General features: G+C 40.7%; 15 protein-coding genes and 1 pseudogene. 14 read left to right on the forward strand and 2 right to left on the reverse strand.

The window, feature by feature from the left end; translation table 11 throughout:
• Positions 1–174 precede the first annotated feature (174 nt).
• The 5 genes and pseudogenes from AACU25_RS04060 (at position 175) to AACU25_RS04080 (ending at position 6,720) form a co-directional block, all read left to right on the forward strand.
• Positions 175–1,986 carry a serine/threonine protein kinase gene (locus AACU25_RS04060; protein ID WP_096574022.1) on the forward strand — a complete coding sequence of 604 codons (1,812 nt, stop codon included), beginning with the start codon at positions 175–177 and terminating at the stop codon, positions 1,984–1,986.
• Positions 1,987–2,296: 310 nt separating this feature from the next.
• Positions 2,297–2,704, forward strand: a complete 408-nt coding sequence (locus AACU25_RS04065) for a hypothetical protein (RefSeq protein WP_096574023.1) — start codon at positions 2,297–2,299, stop codon at positions 2,702–2,704.
• Between the two features lie 71 nt (positions 2,705–2,775).
• Positions 2,776–5,142 (forward strand): tetratricopeptide repeat protein, encoded by a 2,367-nt coding sequence (locus AACU25_RS04070; protein WP_321206857.1) that lies wholly within the window; start codon positions 2,776–2,778, stop codon positions 5,140–5,142.
• 45 nt (positions 5,143–5,187) lie between these two features.
• Complete coding sequence (locus AACU25_RS04075) at positions 5,188–5,466, forward strand: hypothetical protein (RefSeq protein WP_096574025.1); 279 nt, start codon at positions 5,188–5,190, stop codon at positions 5,464–5,466.
• A 186-nt stretch (positions 5,467–5,652) separates the two neighbouring features.
• A pseudogene (locus AACU25_RS04080) lies at positions 5,653–6,720 on the forward strand (ISAs1 family transposase).
• A gap of 444 nt (positions 6,721–7,164) precedes the next feature.
• Here the strand turns inward: AACU25_RS04080 and AACU25_RS04085 are convergent.
• Positions 7,165–7,527: a hypothetical protein gene (locus AACU25_RS04085; RefSeq protein WP_096574027.1), complete on the reverse strand. Its 363-nt coding sequence runs from the start codon at positions 7,525–7,527 to the stop codon at positions 7,165–7,167.
• Between the two features lie 1,110 nt (positions 7,528–8,637).
• On the opposite strand from AACU25_RS04085, the gene AACU25_RS04090 reads away from it, so the two are divergent.
• Both AACU25_RS04090 and AACU25_RS04095 read left to right on the forward strand, forming a co-directional pair.
• Positions 8,638–13,878, forward strand: coding sequence for a translocation/assembly module TamB domain-containing protein (locus AACU25_RS04090; protein ID WP_096574028.1), 5,241 nt, complete (start codon positions 8,638–8,640; stop codon positions 13,876–13,878).
• Positions 13,879–13,942: 64 nt separating this feature from the next.
• A complete protein-coding gene (locus AACU25_RS04095) occupies positions 13,943–14,632 on the forward strand; it encodes a Uma2 family endonuclease (protein ID WP_096574029.1) in 690 nt (229 codons plus the stop codon).
• A 223-nt stretch (positions 14,633–14,855) separates the two neighbouring features.
• Here the strand turns inward: AACU25_RS04095 and AACU25_RS04100 are convergent, their stop codons facing one another.
• Positions 14,856–15,974: a ferrochelatase gene (locus tag AACU25_RS04100; RefSeq protein ID WP_096574030.1), complete on the reverse strand. Its 1,119-nt coding sequence runs from the start codon at positions 15,972–15,974 to the stop codon at positions 14,856–14,858.
• A 549-nt stretch (positions 15,975–16,523) separates the two neighbouring features.
• Between AACU25_RS04100 and AACU25_RS04105 the strand changes: the two genes are divergently transcribed.
• The 7 genes from AACU25_RS04105 (at position 16,524) to AACU25_RS04135 (ending at position 25,919) form a co-directional block, all read left to right on the forward strand.
• Entirely contained in the window at positions 16,524–17,195 is a 672-nt protein-coding gene (locus tag AACU25_RS04105; protein ID WP_096574031.1) for an HNH endonuclease, read from the forward strand.
• A 236-nt stretch (positions 17,196–17,431) separates the two neighbouring features.
• A complete protein-coding gene (locus tag AACU25_RS04110) occupies positions 17,432–18,034 on the forward strand; it encodes a hypothetical protein (RefSeq protein WP_096574032.1) in 603 nt (200 codons plus the stop codon).
• Positions 18,035–18,237: 203 nt separating this feature from the next.
• Positions 18,238–19,500: an MFS transporter gene (locus tag AACU25_RS04115; protein ID WP_096574033.1), complete on the forward strand. Its 1,263-nt coding sequence runs from the start codon at positions 18,238–18,240 to the stop codon at positions 19,498–19,500.
• 340 nt (positions 19,501–19,840) lie between these two features.
• Positions 19,841–21,736, forward strand: a complete 1,896-nt coding sequence (gene ilvB, locus AACU25_RS04120; RefSeq protein ID WP_190445735.1) for a biosynthetic-type acetolactate synthase large subunit — start codon at positions 19,841–19,843, stop codon at positions 21,734–21,736.
• A gap of 245 nt (positions 21,737–21,981) precedes the next feature.
• Positions 21,982–22,449 carry a tellurite resistance TerB family protein gene (locus AACU25_RS04125; protein WP_096574035.1) on the forward strand — a complete coding sequence of 156 codons (468 nt, stop codon included), beginning with the start codon at positions 21,982–21,984 and terminating at the stop codon, positions 22,447–22,449.
• A gap of 607 nt (positions 22,450–23,056) precedes the next feature.
• Positions 23,057–24,520, forward strand: coding sequence for a D-alanyl-D-alanine carboxypeptidase/D-alanyl-D-alanine endopeptidase (gene dacB, locus AACU25_RS04130; RefSeq protein WP_096574036.1), 1,464 nt, complete (start codon positions 23,057–23,059; stop codon positions 24,518–24,520).
• Positions 24,521–24,770: 250 nt separating this feature from the next.
• Entirely contained in the window at positions 24,771–25,919 is a 1,149-nt protein-coding gene (locus AACU25_RS04135; RefSeq protein ID WP_096574037.1) for a cysteine desulfurase family protein, read from the forward strand.
• Positions 25,920–26,137 lie beyond the last annotated feature (218 nt).

The following is a 26,137-nucleotide window of genomic DNA, read 5'->3' on the forward strand; positions in this document are numbered from 1 at the left end:
CTCTCAGAGCTTGAAGTTATGATTATGTTAAGCTGAACGTAAATCAGTAGATACACATTAGTAATAAAACATACTCGTATCTGATGATTCTTAGGTAAAGAAATTTGCCATAAGAGAAAGGTTTATTTTGGTTGCCAACTAAAACATTAAAGTAAGTAGGATGGGTTCCATCAGATGACATCCCTACCATCATCAAACTCCTGGCATGGGCGCTTTATAGGTGATAACCAACGATACCGTTTAGACAAACGGTTAGCTGGTGGTGGCATGGGAGAAGTATTCCTAGCAACAGATACGCGTGTCGGTCAGCAGGTAGCTTTGAAGTTACTCAAAGATACGCTAGTAGCTTCAACCGAAATGAGAAAGCGCTTTGAGCGAGAAATATCTGTTTGTGCAGCGCTGCAAAGTGACCACATTGTCAAAATCAGTGATTGTGGAGTCACAGAAGAAGGCTATCCATTCTATGTTATGGAGTATCTGCGCGGGCAAACCTTACGCCACGTGTTACTCAAAGAAAAGCGGTTATCTGTTGAGCGAACTGTGAGTATTATGGCTCAAGTTTGTCAGGGCTTACAGCTAGCTCATGCAGGAGTGACTTTACAACGAGAAGGTGGCAAAACTTCCGAACATATTCAAGTTATCCATCGGGACTTAAAACCCGACAACATCTTTCTCGTACCCACAGACTTGGGAGAGTGGGTGAAGATTTTAGATTTTGGGGTGGCAAAAATTCGCCATGAATCTTCAGAACAAACCAATATCACCAATACATTTATTGGCACATTCCGCTACGCCGCGCCAGAACAAATCCAAAGCGATGAAAACCTAGATGCGCGGGCAGATATTTACAGCTTGGGACTGATTCTCTATGAAATGTTGAGTGGTGCAGATCCCTTTGGTTTAAGCGAGAATGCCAATAATATTAGCGAAGCCTCTTGGGTATTAGCTCATGCTTATGAGCCACCAAAACCATTGCGATCGCAACCTGGTTGTGAGTATTTTTCTATACAGCTAGAGGCTGTGATCCTCAAGTGTTTGCACAAGAATCCTGATAACCGCTTTAATACTGTTGAAGAACTCAGTCAGGCTTTACAAACAGTTGCTAAATCAGTAGTAGGGTATGTTAGTGCCGAGTATCAAGAAGAGATTGGGCTACATCCTACTGTACCGAAATCAGTTGTAAAGCACAAAACATTTGAGCGATCGCACCAGCCTACAGAACCAACTCGACTTGAAGATACTTTACCTCCTACTGTGCCTTTGTCTGGACAAGACCAAGAAGAAACCATTCTCCGCTTTCAACCAGTGCAACATCCAGGTGTAGAGGAACCGACAATCCTGCGTCCCTTGCAACCAACAGAAACAAACTGGGGGCAAGAAGAAACGATTCTGCGATCGCAACCCGTGCAACATCCGGGTGGAGAAGAACCGACAATTCTGCGTCCTTTACAGCCAACAGAACCAATTTGGGGACAAGAAGAAACCATTTTGCGATCGCAACCCGTACAGCATCCCGGTGCAGATCAACCAACAATTCTGCGTCCCTTACAGCCAACTGAACCAAGCTGGGGACAAGAAGAAACCATTCTGCGTCCGCAACCTGTGCAGCATCCCGGTGAAGCAGAGTCAAATACGCCGCCACAAACTGCGATCGCACCAAATCAACAAGAAGGTACAATTTTTCAAACAAGGCCTGTAACCCCGCCTACACCAGAGGGGACGATGTTTCAACGCCGTCCTGTACCCCAGCCTGAACCAGAAGGGACAATTCAATCCCGTCCTCTATCCTCGCCTAATGGTCAGCCAGTGCTACATGGCAGTACAATTTTTCAACGCCGCACCACTAATTCATCCCCACAGAAACCTTCTCGCAATTTTTGGTTAATTTTAGGAGTAGCTTTTGCTGTTGGGTTTGCTTTAGTGGCTGCTATCTATATATATCCGCAATTAAAATCTCCTCAAACTAACGAGCAGAAGGCTAATTAGTAAGGGCATGGGGCATAGGGCATAGGGCATTGGTAGGAACGCAACCAATGACTTCAATTAATTTTGCGTGGTTAATTTAGCTCTTTTTTGAGACAAGTTCTTGACTTGCCTTTAAGGGTTTCTGGTTTGACTTGCCTTTAACTGTATAGTCCATCGTTTTGATTGCCAGTTGGTGGTGCCACTTTTCGTAGCGCTTTCTAACATTGCTGTAACCAATTACCAATTACCCATTACCTATTACCTATTACCTATTTTCGCAATGCGCTAACATACCATTGTATAAATAACAGTGGTTAAACCGCGTAAATGTATGGATATTGCTTTAATTGTTAAATTTCTCGCGCCTTGTCTGCCATTTCTGTTGAATGTGGGTAATAAAGCCATAGAAGGCGCATCGCAGAAAGTTGGTGAGGATGGGTGGAATAAAGCGAAGGCTATTTGGGCTAAGTTACTACCCAAAGTAGAGGCGAAAGAAGCAGCGAAAGAAGCGGCGGCGGATGTAGCGCAAAATCCAGATGATGAATATTTACAAGCCAGCTTGCGAGTGCAAATCAAGAAGATTTTAGATTCAGATACTGCACTTGCAGAGGAAATAGCCAAGATTTTGCAAGCATCTGCTGATAAACCTGGTGACAATATTCAAGTGAATGCTAATGCTTACAACGACAGCACAGTCAAGCAAGTTGGGAAAATCGACGCAAACCAAGTGAGTTTTTAACTCAGCTATAGCAGTTCTCATTTATATACAGCAAAATATTATATCGCCAAGTGTAGGGGCACGGCACTGCCGTGCCCTTACCGCCCAGCCTACAAATTTGCTTCTGCGATCGCAGCCACAACATCCAGCACAATTTTTACCTGCTAAAAATAATGGCAGAAGAACCCAACCCCACTAACTCGAACAATATTGAAATGAATGTCACTGCTTCCGGTGACAGCAAGGTGACTCAAGTAGGGCAGATAAATGCTGCAGAAGTAAAGATTGTTGTTGAGCGCATAGAACCAATACTAGAGCGATTACAACAAATACCTAAAGCAGAATCACCTGGGGTTCTCAAAGCATGGAAAACACAGAAAAGTTTGGCTTATTGGCAAGGACGCAAAGCAGAAATTGCCCAAATACAGCGATGGTTAACTGATAACAATACCTTTTTAATTGGCATAGAAGGCATCGGTGGTGCAGGTAAATCGATGCTGGCGGCGAAAATTTATGAAGAAATTGCAGGTTTCCCCAAGCGATTTTGGGGTGATGTGAGTAATGGCGCAAGTTTTAGCGATTTAGCGCGTCAAGTACTGCGTGAATTTGGCTTTCCGGTTCCAGAAGAAGAAGCAAAGTTAGTAGAAGCGCTGGTGAGGTGTTTACGCAGTGGTGAATTTTTACTAATTATTGACAACCTGGAGAGTTTATTACAACCTAATAGACAATGGGGAAGTTTATTCTACGGCGAATTTTTCACCGCTTGGGTGGAATTTGGCGGTAATAGTAAGGTAATTGTTACCACTAGAGAAAGACCAGAATTAAAAGGCTTTGAGTGGCTACCTTTGAAAGGTTTGCAAGTAGATGAAGGGGTAGGACTGTTAACAGCATTAGGGATTCGGGGAGATTTAGCAGAGTTTGTTGAATTAGTAGATGGACATCCCCTGCTGTTGCGATTGGTAGGTGATTTATTAAAAGAAGAATATCCTCAAGACCCAGATTTAAGACGATTAGCAGATTTAGGTTTAGGCAATTTGCGGCAGTTGTTGACAGATCCTCAAGTAGTAGGTGTACATCGCCGGGAAAATGTGGGGATGGTGTTGGTTTTGGATGCTAGTTTTGAGCGATTGAGTGAATTGCAAAAGGCTTTATTGCTGAATATTAGTGTTTATCGTGGTGCAGTTGATAGTGCAGCAGCAATGGCAATGTTGCCGGGAAGTTCAGCAGTAGAGATTGAGGGAGAACTAAGGAATATTGTTAAGCGTTCTTTGTTGGTAGAAAAGCTGAATGGTAAGCGGCGGTTTGAGTTTCAGCCAGTGGTGTTGGAGTATGTGCGGTATAAAGCTGGCGATCAGACACAAGCGCATCAAAGAGCAATTTATTACTATCTTTTGAATGTTAAACAAAAACCCTGGCAGACTAAAGAAGATATTAAAGAACATCTAGAAATTTTTTATCACTGGTATCAACTAGAAAAGTATAATTGGGCATTTGATACATTACGTGTTTGCAATGATTTATTGATATTGCGTGGCTATTACACTACTCAAATTGACTTATATAGTCAGTTAATAGAAGCCTGGGAAAAAATTGGAGAGAAAAAGAATTTGAATCATGCTGCTGCTTTTACTTCTTTAGGTAATGCTTGCCACTCCTTAGGACAGTACCAGCAGGCAATGACCTGGCACGAGGAGTCTTTACACATTAAAAAGGAAATAGGCGATTATAGAGGGCAAGGTACTTCCCTAGGCAATTTAGGTAATGCTTACGATTCTCTAGGACAGTACCCGCTAGCGATTGAGTACTACCACAAGTCTTTGGAGATATTTCAAAAAATAGGCGATCGCTATGGAGAAGGTACTTCCTTAAACAATTTAGGTATTGCTTCCCGAGGCTTGAAGCAGTATCCTCAAGCAATTAGCTTTTTCCAGAAGTCTTTGAAGATATTTGAGGAAATAGGTGAACGCAGAGGTAAAGGTAATTCTTTAACAGGTTTGGGCAATATTTACTACCTGTTGGGACAAGATCAGCAGTCAATAGAGTATTACCAGCAGTCAGTGGAGATATTTAAGGAAATAGGCGATCTATCTGGTGAAAGCAATTCATTAGGAAATTTGGGCAATGTTTACCGATCCTTGGAAAATTATGAGCGAGCGATTAATTACTACCAGCAGTCTTTGCAAATACAAAGGAAGATAGGTAATCTTAGAGGACAAGCAAACGCCTGGTTTAATTTAGGGCTGACATTAGAAAAAGTTTATCAGGAATCAGACGCGTTAGGTGCTTATCGCAATGCCCATGAACGGTTTGAGGAAATGGGACTCAATGCCGAATTAGCACTTTGCAAAAATGCAATTGAGCGTCTTTCGCAACCAAAAGCGCCTGTAGTGTCTCAGCGTGGGTTTTGGGGGTGGTTACGTCGGTTGTGGCGTTGGGTTCGTGCTTGGTTTCGGCGGTGAAAAAGATATACGCTATAATCACTCTCAAGATTTCATAGAATTACTATGACAACTCCATTGCGGCCAACGCTTCATAATTTACCTGCTACCTTAGTTTTAGAGGGTGCAATCAGCATTGAGTTGCAAGAGGGAATACCTATATTTAGAGCATCTAGTATTATCCAAAATCGCATTGCAGCTTTACTAGCCAAACAACAAATTTCTCTACTCAATTCACAAGAAGAAAAAGAATTAGATGGCTACGAAGAAATTGATGATTATTTGAGTTTTTTCAATCGTGTAGCTAGAAATCTTGTGCAAAATACTGATAATCAAACTGTGTAAAGGTGGCTAGTCGTAAAATTCCCGATTCAATTCAACACAAATATCTGATCCCCCTAAATCCCCCTTAAAAAGGGGGACTTTAAGAACTTTTCTCCCCTTTTTAAGGGCAGGGCTGTTTCATTCCCTAAAACACGTAAAATAGCAAGTGTTGAGGGGAAAAAATATGGGTGCAGATCTGATTGAACAATTAAAGCAAGTGGAAGATTTTAGAACGACTGATGGACGAAGACATCCACTGTGGCTGGTGTTGCTATTTGTCATAATGGGAACAATGAATGGATACGTGGGATATCGGGGATGGGGGGATTTCGTCAAAAGGCATAGTCGAGTATTAATAAATAAATTTGGCATTCAAAAACATGGGGTTCCCTCATATTCAACAATCCGACGTATAGTCATGGGAGTGGATTTCGATAAACTGGCTCATAAATTTAATGAATGGGCAAAAAATTATGTGGATTTAGAGGTATCACAATGGTGTGCTATAGACGGCAAAAGTATTAAGGGTACAGTACAAAACTATAGTTCATCTCATCAGAATTTTGTGAGCATAGTATCAGTATTTGCTGGAAAAAAAGGGCTGGTTATCGGGATGGAGAAATTTGAGAACCAGCATAAAAGCGAAATTCAAGTTGTACAAGAGTTAGTCACAGCATTGGGTCTAGAAGGTGTGGTCTTGAGCTTTGATTCCTTACATTGTCAAAAAAAACTTGTCAAATAATTATCGAGGGCGGTAATGATTATGTCATTGCTGTTAAAGATAATCAGCCCAAACTACATAGTCATATTCAACGTATTGCTGCTACAAAAAAACCTACTTCTCGTATAGTTGAGACCGAAAAAACTAGAGATAGATGTACAACACGTACTGTAGAAGTCTTTCATGATATCAATGGAATTGACCCGTTATGGACTGGAATAAAATCTTTAGTCAGGGTCGAAAGAATTGGTACGAGAAAGGGTAAGAAATATCATGAAATTGTTTGTTATATTAGCAGTCTGATCGCCAGCGCCAAGGAATTTGCTCTCGGTATTCGTGGTCATTGGGGTATCGAAAACTGCCTTCACTGGGTGAAAGACGTTGTTTTCAAAGAGGATTGTTCTACAATCCGTCTTGGCAACGCTCCTGCTAATCTTTCCATTATCAGAGCGATCGCACTCAATATTCTTCGTCGCAATGGTTATCATTCCATCACAATTGCTCACAGATTTCTCTCTCATGATATTGACAAACTCCTTCATCTTGTGGAATGAAACAGCCCTGCCATTAATAAGGGGGGACAAGAAAATATCTTCAAAGTCCCCCTTTTTAAGGGCAGGGCTGTTTCATTCCCTAAAAGCCTTGAAAAATCAAGGGTTCAGGAGATGAAAAATCAGCAAGGTATTCAATTGGCATTCAATCTTAGGCATCAATATGGTCAATAATTCATGACTTTTGCCCGAATATTTATCGCCAATCATATTGACAAAATACATACCTTATCGAATGAATCAGCCCTGCTTTTTAAGGGGGATTTAGGGGGATCTACAAGCCTGAAAGACAACACCAAAATGTTTTCAGAAATCCACTCACAGGAAAACCACAAAATATCTATCAAAGTCCTTTTAGATAAATTATTCTTAAGGGTACAATAATTTTGTACCCCTACCTATTTATGGCTTTTCACCTATTTATATCGAGGCTTACGTAATTACGAATTACGCAGTAGGCACAGCTGCATTTTGACGCACAACACGTTTGCGATCGCTTTTCCTCGTACCCCCAGCCATCTGATATTCATGGCTATTACTGCCAAATTTATAGGCAATACCACGCAAAATGTTCTCAGAATAATCGGCTAAATCTTTTTCATTCTCTACAATTTGAGTTAATAAGTTATCTATTGTAGAGAGAGTACGATTATATTCTTTTATAGATTGGCGCAGGTTTTGGATTTTTTCCGTATAACCTTGGACTGTTAATCCTTCTCCTACATCTAAGCTGGAATTAATAGATTCAATACTAGCTAAACGTTGTTCAGCGTGGCTCAGAATACGTGAAGTGCGTTTTCTCCTCACCATAATTTGCACCCTATTGCAAAATTTTTCATAAATCTATAGTGGACAATTCTTGAAAAATTTGTCCTACGTAAAATTGTTGATTTTTCGTGAAAAACTCCAAATTTCAGTAATTTATCTGAATTTATAATTACAAAAGTCTCAAATCAGGTAATTTCTACTATTTAAATTTGTTGGTAAATTTCCGAGTAGAAATCTGTTTATCCTCATGTTAAAGCTGAAGCTTCTACAACTTGCGCGTAACACGGAAACGTTAAAGCTGAAGCTTCTACAGCTTGCGCGTAATACGGAAATGTTAAAGCTGAAGCTTCTACAAGGAAAGCGGAAGTTGCTACAGCTTGAGCCTAACCTATTTATGAAGTAGGGTGTGTTACGGCTATGAAAGGATGTGGAACTTAGCGACAATGAAATTTAGCCGTAACGCACCGCCGCATAGATGGTGTGCTAGTCGCTAGATAGTTCTTTCGTGAGCAATCATATCGGAAATCAGCGCCTAACACACCCTTGTATATTGAAAGAAGTAGTAAAAAATCAGTAGTAAATTATACTATAAAAATAAATAAAAATACTACTTTAAATAATCACCGAGTCCAACTAGCAGCCAAGGATAAAATACAAAATCCCTCCTCTGCTACCATTACAATCTATCGCAGAGATGATTTTCGCATCCGCATTTTAAGGCAGTCTAATTAAAGCAGTAATTTATAGCTCTTTCTACCTAAGTACAACACAGCCTGAGAAGCACAATATGTTGTTAGACTACTCGGTTAAGCGTTTTGAACCCAAAATTGGCTTTGGGGAAAAGGTTAAGGGTTAAAGGTTTTTTCTTTCCCTTTCCCCCTTCCCCCTTAACCTTTTCCCTACTTCTGCAAGAAGTCTATTGTGTTTCGACAATCACCTGTGTTCACGACGTGGGAAAATACTTAAAAGTAAGGGCATTTCTAAATTTGAGTAGGAATTGAGATGATTTACTCAAGCCAAAGGTAAATTATTTGCGCCTTGGCGGGGAATAAAATTCATCTGCTTACTCAGCAATGCCAAGTAGCTAATACTGAAAAAACCGTAGGATGGTTGATTTATTTACCAAGCCTACAAAGGATCAGAGGATGAGAGATGACACGCTCTCCTAATTCTAATCGGCGTTTGTGGTTGCTGTTACTCAGTCGTGGCAGCATAGCTTTGGGAGTAGTTTTACTCGCAGGGATTATTGGGGGTATTTGGTGGGCTAATAACTTTATTCATCAAAAATTAGTACCATTAATTGAAAGCAATCTTTTAGAGTTGCTGGGAAGACCTGTAAATTTAGGTGCGGTTCAAAGCTTTTCACCAAATAGCCTGCGTTTTGGTAACACATCAATTCCTGCAACTACAACAGATCCCGATAGACTGGTAGCACAAGCAGTAGATGTGGGTTTTGACCCTTGGCTATTAGTTTTTAATCGGACTTTGAAGCTCAATGTGACTTTAATTCAGCCTGCTGTTTATATTGAACAGGATCAGCAAGGGCGTTGGGTTTCTACGAGAATTAATACTGCGACTCAGGAAAAGAAGGGTTTTATTACCACTGAACTGGAGACAATTCGCTTGCAAAATGGCGGTTTAGTATTGTCTCCCTATACCCCAGCCAATAAACCGAGGGTGAACGTTGGGTTTAATCAACTGAATGGTGTAGCGCGGTTATTAGAGCAAAATCAACGGATTAATTTTGATGCTACTACTCAACCTGTGAATGGTGGTAGTTTGCAAATTTCGGGAGACACTCTGACCAAAACTACCGAAACGACGCTGCAAATCAATACTAGCAATTTGGCAGCAGCGACGCTGACGCAATTAGTACAGTCACCTGTGACTTTACCATCGGGGACTGTGGATGGTAATTTAACAGTTAAATTTCAACCGAAGCAACCAAAAACAACGGTTTTTGGCATAGTTAACGTTAATCAAGTTACGGCGCAAGTTAATAATTTTCCTAATAAATTAACTAACATCAACGGGAAATTACAATTCCAGGGTACGCAGGTGGCGCTGGAAAATATATCTACCAGCTTGGGTAATATCCCGGCGCAAATTAATGGCTCAGTCAATACGCAAACTGGTTATAATGTCACCGCGAATATCAAAGCTGTTAGCGCGCAAAATCTCTTACAAACCTTTAACATTAAACTCCCCGTCACCACTGCTGGAGATTTCACCGCCAATTTTAAGTTACAAGGTGCAATTCCCAAGCCTGTAGTTACAGGTGCGGTGAGTACAATTAAACCTGCGGTGATTGACCGCGTAAATTTTGAGAAAATTAGCACCCAATTTCGGGGAACACCGCAGGAAATTGTGATTTCTCAGATTCAAGCTACCCCAACGGTAGGGGGAGAAATTACAGGTAGCGGTCGAGTTGGGTTAGGTAAGCAGGGTGACGTTGCGATCAATTTACAGGCCCAAAGGTTACCTGGAGATGCATTAGCTCAAACTTATAATGCTAGTACTGCCAATATTCGCATTGGTACAATCTCTGCAAATACCAGAGTTTCGGGAACCCTAGCGAATTTGCGAACTCTGGTGCAAGTCCAAGCACCAATGGCTACTTATCCGGGGAAAGTTGAATTAGCAATTAACAAAAAACTGATTCAGTTCCAGAATACAGTTTTTCAAGTAGCGGGGGGGACAGTTGCAGCGCGAGGACAACTGGTAGGCGATCGCTGGCAAGCTTTTGTTGATGCCAATCAAGTTCCTCTGCAGAGTTTGGCTCAAGCTACTAGCAATCCAAATAATGCCAATGCGGCTTTACCAAAGCAATTTCAAGGTAATTTAAACGGGGAATTTAATTTATCTGGAACTACAAAATCTTTCCAATTAGCTAACATTCAAGCTTCTGGACAAGCAAATTTAAATGTCGCTGGCGGGAGAGTTAATCTCAATAATATTCGCTTGAATAATGGTCTGTGGCAAGCTGTAGCTAATGCTTCTGGCATTCAAATCAATCAATTTGCCCCAAATGTTCAAGGACAAATTGCTAATAGTAATATACAGGTTTCTGGTAATACTAATTCTTTTGCTTTAGCTAATATTCAAGCTGCGGGACAAGCGCGGTTGAGTTTAGCTAGGGGAAGCGTTAATGTCAGAAATATCAATTTGAGTAATGGCAACTGGCAAGCTATAGCCACTATTTCCCAAATTCAATTAAACAATTTATCACAAAATTTGCGCGGGCGGTTAAATGGTGATGTGCAAGTTGCGGGAACCACAGCTTCCTTCCAACCGCAAGACATTGTAGCGGCAGGTAATGTCAGGTTTTCCCAAGGTTTAGCGGCACTCACACAACCATTAACTGCCCAGTTTCAATGGAATGGGCAACGTTTACAAATTGCCCAAGCGACTGCACCCGGTTTGCGGGCATCTGGTGATATTGCTGTGGCATTGCAACCCACTCCCCAAATTACTGGCTTAAATCTGAATATCCAGGCAGATAATTACAATCTGCAAAGTCTGCCAATTCAGCTTCCTGGTAACATTGCTGTGGCGGGGAGAGTAGATTTTAACGGACAAGTTGCTGGTACACCAACTACCCCAATTGCTAACGGTAATATTCGCTTAGAAAATTTTGCCATTAATGGTTTAGCATTTGACCCTGTCTTAACTGGAAATGTTAGTTATCAAGGCGGACAGGGAACGCAATTTCAAGTTACTGGTAGACAAGACCAAATTGCCTTTTCTTTAGGTGCAAATAATCGCCCAACTGCATTTAATATTAGGCGCGATGGTACGGTTGCTACTGGCAATACTGTCGGAGATAATTTAGCAGTTAATGTCCAAGATTTTCCTATATCTTTAGCGAAAGGCTTCCTGCCTGCGAATGCAAACTTAGGCAGCATCAACGGGCAATTATCAGGAAATTTAACAGTTAATTTAACAGATTATAGTTTAGTCGGTAATGTCGCCGTAGCTCAACCGCGAATTGGCAGAATCCAAGCAGATGAATTTCGCGGCAATATTAGTTATGGGAATGGCAACTTTAATTTAACTAATGGGGAACTCATTCAAGGACAAAATCGCTATTTACTTAGTGGAATTTTACCGACTTCACTCAATAATCCCTTACAATTTACAGTTAGTTTTGACCAAACCAGAATTGAAAATTTACTCTCCACACTGAATATCTACAATTATCAAGACTTACAAACTGGTTTACAGCCTCCAAAACTAGCTGGTGCGGAAGCTTTACAAACTGAACCTGTGAGTTTACCCAACACCAATTTATTAGCGCAAATAGATTATCTCTCCAAAATTCAAAGCCAAGTCACTCAAGCAAGAACCCAAGAACAACGAACTGAACGCGTACCTAGTTTAGAAGAATTGCAAGGATTAATTAGCGGTAATATTGGCGTAACAGGTTCTTTACGCTCCGGCTTAAATATCGGCTTTAATATTACAGGTAATAATTGGGTATGGGGTAAATATAATATTAATCAACTTGTCGCTAGCGGCAATTTTGAAAATGGCAATTTAACCCTACAACCTCTGCAAGTTAATTTCAATAATTCCCTCCTCGCTTTTACCGGACAATTAAGCCAGCAAGCATTATCTGGACAAGCACAAGTCCAGAATTTAGCATTAGCAGATATTAAACCTTTCTTCCCCCAATTACCTGTAGATGTGGAAGGGAATATCAATGCCAATGCGACATTATCAGGAAGTTTAAATAATCCCCAAGCTGTAGGAGAATTAGCTTTAGTAGATGGTAGCTTAAATAATCAATCTGTACAGTCTGCCCAAGTTAGCTTTAACTATAACGATGCACGGTTAAATTTTGGCAGTAATGTTTTAGTGACTGGCACACAACCAATTCAAATTAATGGTAGTATTCCTGCCAAATTACCTTTTACATCCGTCGAGCCAGATCCCAGTATTAGCATTCAAGCTAACGTGCAAAATGAAGGCTTGGCATTATTAAATCTGGTGAATAATCAAGTCAAATGGGTAGATGGTCAAGGACAAGTCAACGTCCAAGTTCAAGGAACATTAGATAGACCAGAAACCACCGGCATTGCCACAATTAATAATGCCACAATCAATGTCCAAAGCCTCACAGAACCATTAACCAATGTTACAGGTACAGCACAGTTTGCAGGCGATCGCTTAATTGTCGATAATCTACAAGCACAATACAGTCGCGGACAATTAACAGCCGCAGGTATTCTCCCCATTTTCGCCAGTCAAAATGCCCAACAGCAAGCCGCTAGCAATCCCCTAACTGTTTCATTGCAAAACTTGCAGTTGAATTTCCAAGACTTATATCAAGGCGCAGTCAACGGTAATGCAGTAATTACCGGAACAGCATTTGCACCCCAACTCGGCGGGAGAATTCAACTCAATGATGGTGAAGTATTATTAGGAAACGCCGCATCTGTCAGCAAAACAACTTCCCAGCCAGCAAATTCCCAAGAATTTACAGTCACAACACCCGAAACCACGGCGAATAGTACCCCCACAGCACCCACAACCACAAATACAGCCAGAATCCCGATAGAATTTGCCAACTTACAGCTAGTTTTAGCCGACGATGTGCGCGTCACCCGTCAACCCCTATTTAGCTTTGTGGCGCAGGGTGATATCACGCTCAACGGAACCCTTACTAAACCCCGTCCCCAAGGAGAAGTTCGCTTGCGGGGAGGACAGATAAATTTATTTACTACCCAATTTACCTTAGAGCGTGGTTACGAACAAACCGCACTATTTACACCCAGTCGTGGTTTCGATCCCACATTAGATGTGCGCTTACTCGCCATTGTCCCAGAAGCCACTCGCAGCTTAGGGCGAACCTCACCCATATCTAGCGAAATTCAAGATATTTCTGCCATCAACTTTGGCACATTAAACACAGTTCGTATTAGTGCGATCGCTAAAGGCCCAGCTAGCGAATTATCTGATAATTTGGTATTAACTAGCGAACCTCGCCGTAGTCGCTCTGAAATCGTGGCTTTACTGGGAGGTTCCATTCTCAACAATTTACAGCAAGGTGATGCAACCTTGGGACTAATTAATATCGCTGGTTCAGCAGTTTTCTCTAATTTGCAAGGTACTCTTAGCCAAATTGGACAAACTATCGGCTTAAGTGAATTGCGACTATTTCCTACCTTGGTAACTAATACTAATACCAATGTTTCTGTATTAGGTTTAGCCGCCGAAGGTGTATTTGATGTATCGAATGATTTTTCTGTGTCGTTATCGCGAGTTTTTGCTAGCAATGAACCCTTACGTTACAACGTAATTTATCGCCTCAATGATGAACTTCGCGTGCGCGCTTCTACTAATTTAGGTGATGAAGGTCGTGCTGTCGTTGAGTATGAAACGCGATTTTAATTTATACAGACACAAAGATGCAATTTTAACTAGAATAAACAAATAAATTCTTCAATGTGGCTATATGACCACCGCTATCTCTACATCAGAAATTATTTATCCCAGCAGCGATGGAGAACCCATAGCAGAAACTTACGACCATGTATATGCTATTTTCGCTACACTACAAATTCTCAAACAATATCTTCAAGGTCGTCGCGCCACAGTTTTAGCCAATCAATTTTTGTATTATGTACAAGGTTTCCCTAAATTAAGAGTTGCACCTGATGTCATGGTTATTTATGACGTTGAACCAGGAGGACGTGATAACTACAAAATTTGGGAAGAAAAACAGGTACCAAAGGTAATTTTTGAATTTACCTCTAAAGGAACTCAAGAAGAAGACAAAACCACTAAGAACAATCTTTATGAAGGCTTAGAAGTAGAAGAATATTGGTTATTTGATCCCAAAGGCGAATGGATTACACAACAGTTGCAAGGGTATCGCTTAAGAGGAGATATTTATGAGCCAATTACCGATAGTTGCAGCCAAGCATTACAACTACGTCTAGCTGTAGAAGGAAAATTGATTGGCTTTTATCGCCTAGATAATGGTGAAAAATTATTGGTAAATGATGAATTGATTGCAGCACTGAAACAAGAAACTAATAAACGTATAGAAGCAGAAACACAAGCTGAACAAGAACGCCAACGCGCCGCAGAACTCGAAGCGCTGCTTTCTCGTTATCGAGAACAGTTTGGCGATTTACCCTAAATTCTTACTGGTCAGCTTCTAGATATAAAAAAGAAGAACGCAAATAAACTGTACTCTTAATACTTGTCGGTTAAGGGGAAAAAGGGGAATGGGAAAAGGGAAAGAAAAAACCTTTAACTCTTAACCTTTAACTCTTAACCTTTAACCTTTTCCCCAAAACCAATAGTAGTATTTACTGTACTCTGCGTTCTTCTATCTGCCTTTAAAAACTTTCTCTGCTAATTTAATGATGGTGATGGTGGTGATGATGTCCATCTAGGTGAGGATTTACTGTAATTCCTTCCCCATTCCTCAACTCACTAATGTGATCGTCAGCCCATTGTGCAGCCATCGCCAAAAACTCTGGATGGTCATTTACACAAGCCATTTGCACATAATCCACACCGTGATGCTTTTTCTCTAAAGCATGGATAATGTGATGGACATCCAATAAAGTTTCGTGATTTTCCGTCGCAAAACCAATTGGCATAAATATTACAACTTTGGCACCCAATTGAATCAAGTTACTAGCTGCTTGCTCGGCATTAGGTAGCGTCCATTCAATTAGCGGTGTGTCATGGTTTAGCCAACCCACAGAAATTAAAGGATACTTATTAATCAGTTTGTCCCGTACCAAGTCATACAGCGCTTGGCTTTCGACAATCCCAGAGGTAAAGCCTTTCGCTTTGTGGGGACAGCCGTGATTCATCAGCACAATCCCAATTTGAGAAGGTAGATAGTTAGCTGCTAAATCAGCATTAATTTTTTCTTCTACCAAATGTGCCATCAAATCAATATAAGCTGGCTCGTTGTAGAAAGAAGGAATGTAACGCAGTCCTTTTACCCAATGTTCTTCACCCTCCGCCATCTCAGCTAAGGCGTTATTCACCTGCTCGATCGCAATCCCACTAGTAAAGATAGAATCAACCACTAGTAGGGGATAAATCAGAATTTTGTCGAAGCCCTGGTTTTTAATCTCTGCTAAAACTTGTTTAGGCAAAAAAGGCGCACAGAAGTTAAAAGCTTTGAAAACTTGAACGCCTTCACCCCACTTTTCTTGTAACCGCTTCTCAATTCCAGCCCGTTGCTGTTCAAAAATAGCGTTATGTGGGGAAATAAAATCGTGGTGCGTATGTCCCCACTCGTGACGGTCAAATAACGCCAAAAGCTTTGCTAAGGGTGGGTAAATCCAAGTAGGGACTGGTGCAAATTTTGCTGTCAGTAAATTTAAAGCCTGTTCGTTATAGTTAGCGAAATCTTCGTAGCTTTCGACTTCGCCGTAGCCCATGAGCAATACGGCTACTCTATCTTGACGTGATGATTGCTCGTGGGTATGTTGTACTTTTTCCGGCGTGGCTACCACAGTGAGTTCCTCAATATAACCAGAATGGAGAGAAGTATCAAAGAAATAATTGATTATTTCCCGACTGAGTAAAATAAAATCCCATCCGGGGGGATAGGATAGTTACGAATATCATAACGGAGCAACGCTTCTTATACCTCTACCGTTAGGATATAGACAAAAAAATTTACTTAACAATAAGAACGGATACTCAGCTTAGTGTAATTAATATCACAAAGCTTGTTTGAGTTCGATGCGTTGGCTGAGAGAACGATCTATAAGGTATAAAACTAGCCAATATATAGGAATCGTACTTGAATTTTGCTAAGTATTTTGAGAAAAAAACCTGTGTATAACACGCTTATAGCGAATTAGTTTTTTCAGAAATTAAATATGTGTCCTAATATTACTCCATAATACATTTTCATATATATGAAAATGTAGATTTATCAGTAGAAATCACATAGGCGATAACTATATTAATTATGTATAAAAAATAATAAATGTTTAGATTTTATAAAATTTACTGTCTGGAATATCACTAATTTAGTAGTGAAGGATTGTTTGCAAATGAGTAATCAATATTTTAATTATGATCAGATTATAGAAAAATGCCAGCAATCAAATAGTATTCCTACATATGAAGATTTACTTTTGGCTTTAGAATGGAGAAATAAAAGAGATGAGATTCTAAGAAGAGATAATCATTCTTGCGTATTATGCCAACAAAAAGAGTTTTTACATATACACCATACCTATTATCTAAAATTAACATTACCTTGGAACTACCCTAACGAATCGCTTATTACATTGTGTGAAAAATGTCATGATAAAATACATAAACAAATAAAAGTGCCAGTCTTTGAAATAGTTAAAGGCTATTACGTAGATACAAATTCTCAGCCATGTCACAGATGCAATGGAACAGGCAGATTCCCAGAATTTAAACATAGAGATAATGGTATTTGTTATCGCTGCCGTGGTGCAAGATATGAAGAACTAATAGGCGTAAGTACAGGAAAGAAAAATAATGAGATTCATCAGATCGCTGAAAATCTTTATCCAGAAGATAAAGATAACTATGATGAAGATGAGTATGATGAAAATGGATATTATAAATCTTTAACAAAAATTGAATATTATGGTTATGAAATTGAATATGAAAATCTTTGGGATAAAGCCGATAGACTTTATGGAGTGCCAGATCCTAGACTTTTAAGTGAGGATGACAAGTTTAGATAGAAGCTTGTATCTTAATTATAAATTAAGCAAAATATGTTTTAGAGAGTATCAATATTTTGTCACTATAAAATCTCTTCTCATTTCTAAGAAGAATTAAGCGATATTAGTCATTGCAAGAGCTTGGGTGTTCTTATTAATACGTTAAGTTTAATCATTCAGTCGAATAATAAAAACTAAGATGCATTAAATATTATATTTGTAACCAGTATGTGCTCTGAACCAGAGACTTAAGATAGATGGATATCATCATTTGCCCTGGAATCCATGAGCCGGAATTGACGGAAAGTTTTATTTCAGGGTGCTTCAATTTAAATTGCGATCGCGCAGCGCTGCACCCAAGGGGCGATCGCAAACTTGCTCAAAATCCAGCTCACAATATTCTGATTTTTCCGGAACAGGGTGTACTGACCGTATCGCCATTTAAAATTTTACAATTTTTACACAATTGCTTAAAGGATAGGTTACAATCGCCCGTGTTCTTCATTAGCTTTAGCGCTGGTGTAGTTGGAGCAATTATCGCAGCGCGGTTGTGGCAACTTTTAGGGGGTACAGTCACAGCTTTTATTGCTGTAGATGGATGGGGCGTGCCACTATGGGGTGATTTTCCCATTCACAGAATGAGCCATGATTATTTCACCCATTGGAGTTCGTCTTTATTGGGTAGTGGGCACAATAACTTCTACGCAGAACCAGCTGTAGACCATTTATCCCTTTGGCGATCGCCCCAAACTGTACAAGGGGTGTTAACAGACCAGTCCCTAGGATTGTACCAAAATAGCGATCGCTTGAGTGCCTCTGATTTTGTGCATCTGCTATTAAAGCGCTATGAAGAAAAATAGTCCGGAAAATAAACTGGGCAAAGGGGAGTGAGAAATAGGGAAAATTTTCCAAAGGAGCGATAAAAATAAGGAAGATAAGGGAAAAGGAAGACAATGAGAGCAAAGCTCATACACTATTCTCCCTGCTCCCTGCCCCCTTGCCCCTTGCCCTTGCTCCCCCTCCCCTAATCCCATCTACCCTAGTCCCCATTACTTAGTATCAAATGTTTCCAACGGAACCTGCTGCTGTTAATAACGGGTTTGGCGCACTGCTGAAAAACCGTGGTTTTATGCTCCTGTGGATTGGGCAACTGGTTTCCCAGTTGGCAGATAAGGTATTCTTCGTCTTGATGATTGCCCTACTGGAAAACTACCCACCGCCACCAGGATTGGCAGAAAATTCAATGTACTCAACATTGATGGTGTCCTTTACAGTACCAGCCATTTTGTTTGGTTCTGCAGGTGGCATTTTTGTTGACCGCTTTCCCAAAAAGCTAATCATGGTTGGCTCGGATGTGGTACGTGGGTTATTAACGTTGCTGATTCCGTTTTTACCACGAGAGTTTCTGATTCTTTTGATACTAACTTTTGCCATATCAACGGTGACGCAGTTTTTTGCCCCAGCGGAACAAGCTGCTATTCCCCTGTTGGTAAAGCGGGAGAATTTAATGGCAGCTAATGCCCTGTTTAGCAGCACAATGATGGGAGCCTTAATAGTTGGCTTTGCTATTGGCGAGCCGATGTTAAGTTGGGCGAAAGATATTCTGGGAGAGGAATACGGTCAAGAATTAATAGTGAGTGGGCTTTATTTGTTATCGGGTGCAATTATGCAACCGATTAATTTTAAAGAACATAAACCGACTCATGAGCATCAAGCTAAAACTCATCTGTGGTCAGAGTTTACAGAGAGTTTGCGTTATCTGAAGAAAAACCGCCTGGTGTTAAATGCCATGCTGCAACTTGTCACCTTATATTGCGTGTTTGCCGCTTTAACAGTGCTGACAATTAGATTAGCAGCCGACTTTGGCTTAAAAGAAAAGCAGTTTGGTTTTTTCTTAGCAGCAGCCGGGGTGGGTATGGTTTTAGGTGCAGGAATTTTGGGACACTGGGGTGTAAAATTGCACGGCAAGCCATTACCCTTAATCGGCTTTTTACTGATGGCGCTAGTCTTAGGTGTGTTTACTTTTACCCACAATCTTTTATTAGCGTTGATACTTTGTGCCTTATTAGGTGTAGGTGCTTCCTTAATAGGCGTACCGATGCAAACTTTAATCCAACAACAAGCGCCACCTACGATGCATGGTAAAGTATTCGGCTTCCAAAATCATGCAGTGAATATTGCCCTTTCTTTACCACTAGCAATTACTGGGCCGTTAACTGATATGCTTGGTTTGCGCGTTGTCTTAGTAGCCATGAGCGTGATAGTAGCGGCTGTAGGTGTATGGGCTTGGAAAAATACTCGCCGCGTATTGCAAGACGTGATTTAGTTGGGATTGGGGTTGGGGACTAGGGATTGGGGATTGGGGATTGGGAACTAGGATTTAGTACTTTCATTGAGCAATATTTTTAAGACAGTTAATTTTAAGAAAATACTATTATTTAGTGTTGAAAATCGTTTTTTACCATTTCCTATTTCTGATTACCCAGTCCCCAGTCACCAATACCTAATTCCCACTCCCTTTTGTCAACAATTCCAGACAAATTATCTTCCTATGTCCTAAGCTGATGGGAAAATTAGATATGAATATAAGGATTTTATTAAACTTTTCTATTAAAATGAAATCTTAATTACAGAATCCAAGCATTAACTTAGCTATTCTCAGAGGTTTGACAGTGCGATCGCCTTCCCGAATCAGTCCCCCCCAAACCGAGAATCACACCCAGCCTAATACAATCAAGACTGTGGTAACGCCGCAACGGGCATCCGGTGGGTTCGCCCTCTTGGACAGCCTCCAGCGTCACGGTGTTGAGTATATTTTTGGTTATCCCGGTGGCGCAATTTTGCCAATTTACGATGACCTTTACAAGGTGGAAGCAACAAGTGGCATTAAGCATATTCTTGTGCGCCACGAACAAGGTGCTTCCCATGCGGCTGATGGCTACGCCCGTGCTACAGGTAAGGTAGGAGTGTGTTTTGGTACTTCTGGCCCAGGGGCGACTAACTTGGTCACAGGTATCGCTACCGCCTACATGGACTCAATCCCCATGATTGTGGTTACAGGACAAGTACCACGGGCTTCAATTGGTACAGATGCATTTCAAGAAACTGATATTTATGGTATTACCTTACCAATTGTCAAACACTCTTATGTAGTGCGTGACCCGAAAGATATGGCTCGCATTGTGGCAGAAGCATTCCACATCGCTAGCACAGGACGACCGGGGCCAGTTTTAATTGATGTACCTAAAGATGTAGCCTTAGAAGAATTTGACTATGTACCAGTAGAACCTGGTTCTGTAAAATTACGCGGCTATCGTCCCACAGTTAAAGGCAATCCCCGTCAAATCAATGCTGCAATTCAGTTAATTAGTGAAAGCCGCCGACCGTTATTGTATGTCGGTGGTGGTGCGATCGCAGCTGGGGCACATGAAGAAGTTAAGGAACTAGCTGAGTTATTCAATATCCCCGTAACCACCACTTTGATGGGAATCGGGATTTTTGACGAACATCATCCCCTAGCTTTGGGAATGTTGGGGATGCATGGCACAGCTTACGCTAACTTTGCTGTGACTGATTGCGACTTGTTGATTTGCGTCGGTGCAAGATTTGATGACCGAGTAACTGGGAAGTTAGATGAATTTGCTTCCAAGGCGAAAGTCATTCACATCGACATCGACCCCGCCGAAGTTGGTAAAAACCGCGTTCCAGATGTGCCCATTGTTGGTGATGTGCGGAATGTCTTAAGTGACTTGCTGCGTCGCTGCAAACACACAGGTACAAAAGGTACACCCAACCAAAACCAAGAATGGTTGAACCTGGTTAACCGTTGGCGAGAAGATTATCCCCTCGTTGTACCGCATAATCCCGATAGCATCTCTCCCCAAGAGGTAATTGTGGAAGTCGGTCGCCAAGCACCCGATGCTTTCTACACCACAGATGTTGGTCAACATCAAATGTGGGCAGCACAATTCCTCAAGAATGGCCCCCGTCGCTGGATTTCTAGCGCTGGGTTGGGAACAATGGGCTTTGGTGTACCTGCAGCAATGGGAGCAAAAGCCGCATTCCCTGATGAAGAAGTTATCTGTATCAGTGGTGATGCGAGTTTCCAAATGTGTTTGCAAGAACTGGGTACACTTGCACAATATGGTTTAAATGTCAAGACTATCATTCTCAACAACGGTTGGCAGGGAATGGTACGCCAATGGCAGCAAGCCTTCTACGGTGAGCGTTATTCCTGCTCTAACATGGAAGTAGGGATGCCAGATGTTGAGTATTTAGCCAAAGCCTATGGTATTAAAGGCATGGTGATTCGCAAACGGGAAGAACTCCAAGATGCGATCGCCGAAATGCTGGCGTATGATGGCCCAGTGGTTGTAGATGTGCGCGTTACTAGAGATGAAAACTGCTATCCAATGGTAGCCCCAGGTAAAAACAACGCCCAAATGATTGGCTTACCAAAGCAATCACCAAAAACATCTACAGAACCTGTTTACTGTAGCAACTGCGGTTCTAAAAATCTACCCACACACAACTTCTGTTCTGAGTGTGGGACGAAACTGTAACAATTCGTAATTCGTAATTCGTAATTACCAAGCAGGGGATGATATCCTCTGCTTTTTTTTGTGAAAAAATTTTTAAACAAATTACTAAATTTGTTATTTTTGCGATTTTCGTGGGAACCATAGCTTTCAAGCAGCTGTGTGTAGCATTTCTGGTGTGAAATACAAAATTTTTGGTTTCCCAATATGCGCCATCAGCAATATAAAGATAAACTGCCCAGCAATCAGGGAATTTTGAAAGGTTAATTATGATTAAACCCAAATTGAGCAACCGCCGTACTAATAGTTCAGTAGTTTTAGAACCAGAAGTTGCGATCGCAGTCATTGGACTTTTGTCTGCAGCGTCAGATGGTGAGGGGATAACTATAGAAGAAGAGTATGCTTTAAGTGAAATGCTAAGTGGGATTTCCCAATTTGAAAATTACTCTGATGAAGACTACCGCAACTTAACAGACAAAGTTTATAGTTTACTAGAGTCAACAGAACCACAGGATTTATTAGCACAAGCGATTGATTCCTTACCCGATCAGGATTATTGCGAAGCTGCTTATATTACAGCGCTTTTGGTAGTGGGGATTGATGAAGAAGTACCCGATTCTGAGCAAGATTATATTTCTAGCCTGCAAGAAGATTTAAATATTTCTGATAAACGCGCAAAACAGATTATCGACGAAATTTTTGGCGAAGATGATGAAACTGAATATGACGATGAATAATAATTCTTTGGCTTTTTGATTATTCAGGATTTACCTAACTAATCAGTTAGTTCATTTGTTCAATTGCATATTACTCAAGTGTGTAGCTCATGATAGCGTTTAAATTGCTAATCATGAGCTTTTTATTTAAATGATGACGGTTGACTGTTAATATCAATTCCCGAAAATTATGCCCATATCCCAATACTGCTCGGTTAAGGATTTTCAACTCTTAATTTGGTTTGGGGAAAAGGCGAAAGGGTAAGGGTTAAAGGTTTTTTCTTGCCCCTTTTTCCCTTCCCCTTTAACCCTTAACCGACAAGTATTGGCCCATATCCTCATACGCTTGGGTTCAGCTTATTAGTGATTGATTTGTCACTGATTAAAAAAGCCAGATCAATTGGGGGATTCTCCCCCAAACCCCCGATTGGGTGACGGTTGCGTCCCCCAAACCCCCTCCAAAATTATTGTTCTGTTTTTTTGTTGAGTAACTAGTTTTTTGGTTTTGTTATCAATTAATTTTCTTAACCCAATCGTATTGGCCCATATCCTCACTAAGGAATACTTAAAAACTCGGATTTTTGAATTTTGAATTGTATTATTATCTAATAGTTTTTAGTACTATATGATGACTCAAAAAATTACTGTTGGTTTAATGTTACTGTTTCTAGGTACTCATATTAGTATTACTCAGCAAGCAGCTACAGCCCAAACCCCAACACCACCAGCATCTACCACTAAAGCCATTTGTCCCGCCCAGTTAGGAACATCTATAGATGCTGTAATTAATCGCCCTTCATTTAATCGAGTACGCTGGGGAATATTAGTACAATCAATATCATCTGGGCAAACACTTTACAGCCGGGATGCTCAAAAATATTTTACTCCTGCTTCTAATACAAAATTGCTAACAACCGCAGCGGCTTTGCAGCAATTAGGTGCAAATTTCCGAATTCGTACCTCTATTTATCAAAATGCTAATGGAGTTTTGCGTGTTGTTGGTAGAGGAGATCCAAGCTTAAGCGATACTCAATTGCAAACTTTAGCCCAACAGTTACAAAAAAAAGGTATTACTCAAATTAAGCAATTAATTGCCGATGATAGTTATATCCAAGGAGATATAGTTAACTCAACTTGGGAATTGGAAGATGTCCAGTCAGATTATGGTGCACCTATTGGCAGCTTTATATTGAATGAAAATATTTTTAGTATTAAACTTATTCCACAAACTATAGGTAAACCTTTACAAATTGCCTGGAATGATACTAATGAAGCAACAAGGTGGCGGATAGTTAATCAATCAACTACAGTCAACAAAAATCAAGAAAGTAATATTAATATTACCCGCGATTTAACCGGAACAGTATTACGCATACAAGGTCAATTATCACAAGATTCTCAACCTTATTTAGTGACATTACCTGTAGTTGACCCTAATTATTACTTTTTACGCAGTTTTCGGACTGTATTAGCAAAGCAGAACATTACTTTAGGACAAACATTAGTACTAAATGGTGGAAGTAATCAACAGGAAATCGCTGCAATAGATTCGCCACCTTTATCTGAATTAATCAAGGTAACTCTTGAGGATAGTAATAATCTTTATGCTGAGTCTTTACTAAGAGCATTAGCTATCAAACAGCCCAGAGTTCAAAATAAAAGTACTGCTGATATTGGCTTAGATGTTATTAAAACGAGTTTAACGCAATTAGGAGTTGACCCCACCACTTATTTTTTAGTAGATGGTTCTGGATTATCACGTCGCAACTTAATATCGCCGGAAGCTTTAGTACAAACTTTGCGTTTAATAGCTAAAACACCAAACTCAGCTATTTATCGTGCCGCATTACCAGTAGCGGGAAAAAGCGGTACTTTAAAAAATCGCTTTCGCAACACGCCTGCAGAAGGAATTGTACAAGCAAAAACAGGAACATTAACTGGTGCAGTTTCCCTCTCGGGATATGTCAATGGGGCTAAATATGAGCCTTTAGTTTTTAGTATTATGGTAAATCAAAGCGAACAACCAGTCAGGAATTTGCGACCAGCCATTGATGACATCGTGGTGTTGTTAACACAGTTGCAACGTTGTTAGGAAAAAAATAGTTGATACAAAGGAAATATTGCCCAAAGAATTTTAAACTTTATGGGGGTTGTGCAAATTCAGGGATACTAACTAGAGTGACAATATAGGTAGTCATGATTATGAACTGGGGAAAGTAGATGAATCATTTTTGTCATTAGTTATTGGTCAAGAGTTAAGAGTTATAAATTATTTTTCTCCTATCTTCTTTGTTCCAATTACCAATTACCCATTACCAATTACCCAGTCCCATTCCCTTAATATGCAAATATATCTAGATTACAGTGCCACAACTCCCACCCGCCCTGAAGCGATCGCAGTTATGCAAAAAGTTCTCGCTCAACAATGGGGTAATCCTTCCAGCTTACATGAGTGGGGAAATCGGGCGGCGACAATTTTGGAACAAGCTAGATTCCAAGTGGCGGGATTAATTAACGCCTCTGTTCCCGAATCAATTATCTTTACCTCTGGTGGCACTGAGGCGGATAATTTAGCAATTATGGGTGTGGCTCGATTGTATGCTGTGCCGCAACACATGATCATTTCTAGTGTGGAACATTCGGCAATTTCCGAAACAGCGCGGTTGCTGGAAATGTGGGGTTGGGAAGTTACTCGTTTACCTGTAGATGCAAAAGGTAGAGTCAACCCCCAAGATTTAACAGCCGCATTGCGTTCTAATACTGTTTTGGTATCGATAATTTATGGGCAAAGTGAAGTTGGTACAGTCCAAGCGATCGCAGAATTGGGAACTGTTACCCGTAATCATGGGGTATTATTCCATACGGATGCAGTACAGGTTGTAGGACGTTTACCAATTGATGTGGAAACCTTACCTGTAGATTTACTGAGTTTATCTAGTCATAAAATATATGGTCCACAAGGTGCGGGCGCTTTGTATGTGCGTCCAGGTGTAGAGTTAATACCCTTATTTGGTGGTGGTGGACAAGAGAGGGGACTACGTTCTGGAACACAAGCTGTACCCATAATTGCTGGTTTTGGTGTAGCGGCTGAACTCGCAACCCAAGAAATGCCACAAGAAACACCGCGATTAATTCAATTACGCGATCGCTTATTTACTCAATTAGCTGATATACCTGGTTTAATTCCCACAGGCGATAGTGAGCATCGTTTACCCCATCATCTAAGTTTTTGTTTAGAATCTGCCGATGGCGAAAAACTGAGCGGTAAAACTATAGTCAGGCAATTAAATTTAGCAGGAATTGGTATTAGTGCTGGTGCGGCTTGTCATAGTGGGAAACTTAGTCCTAGCCCAATACTTTTAGCAATGGGTTATTCAGAAAAAGCAGCTTTGGGCGGAATTCGTTTGACATTAGGACGAGAAACCACCGCCGCAGATGTAGATTGGGCTGCGATCGCTTTAAAGCAGGTTTTACAGAGATTGACAAAATAGGCAGGGGAGCAGGGTGCAGGGGGAAAGGGAGAAAGAGTTTAAAATTCCCTATCTCAATCCACACAGCGTAACTTTTTGGGTAAGCAAGCTACGCATTACATGGCGCAGCGAAGGGATATTTTTTCCGAAACTTTGAGTAAAATTGGATAATTTACTCAGATAATATTTTGCTTTTCTCCCCCTGCTCCCCAGGGCTGTTTCATTCCCTAAAAGCCTTG

This window comes from Tolypothrix tenuis PCC 7101 (genome assembly GCF_963874875.1).
GTDB lineage: Bacteria > Cyanobacteriota > Cyanobacteriia > Cyanobacteriales > Nostocaceae > Aulosira > Aulosira tenue.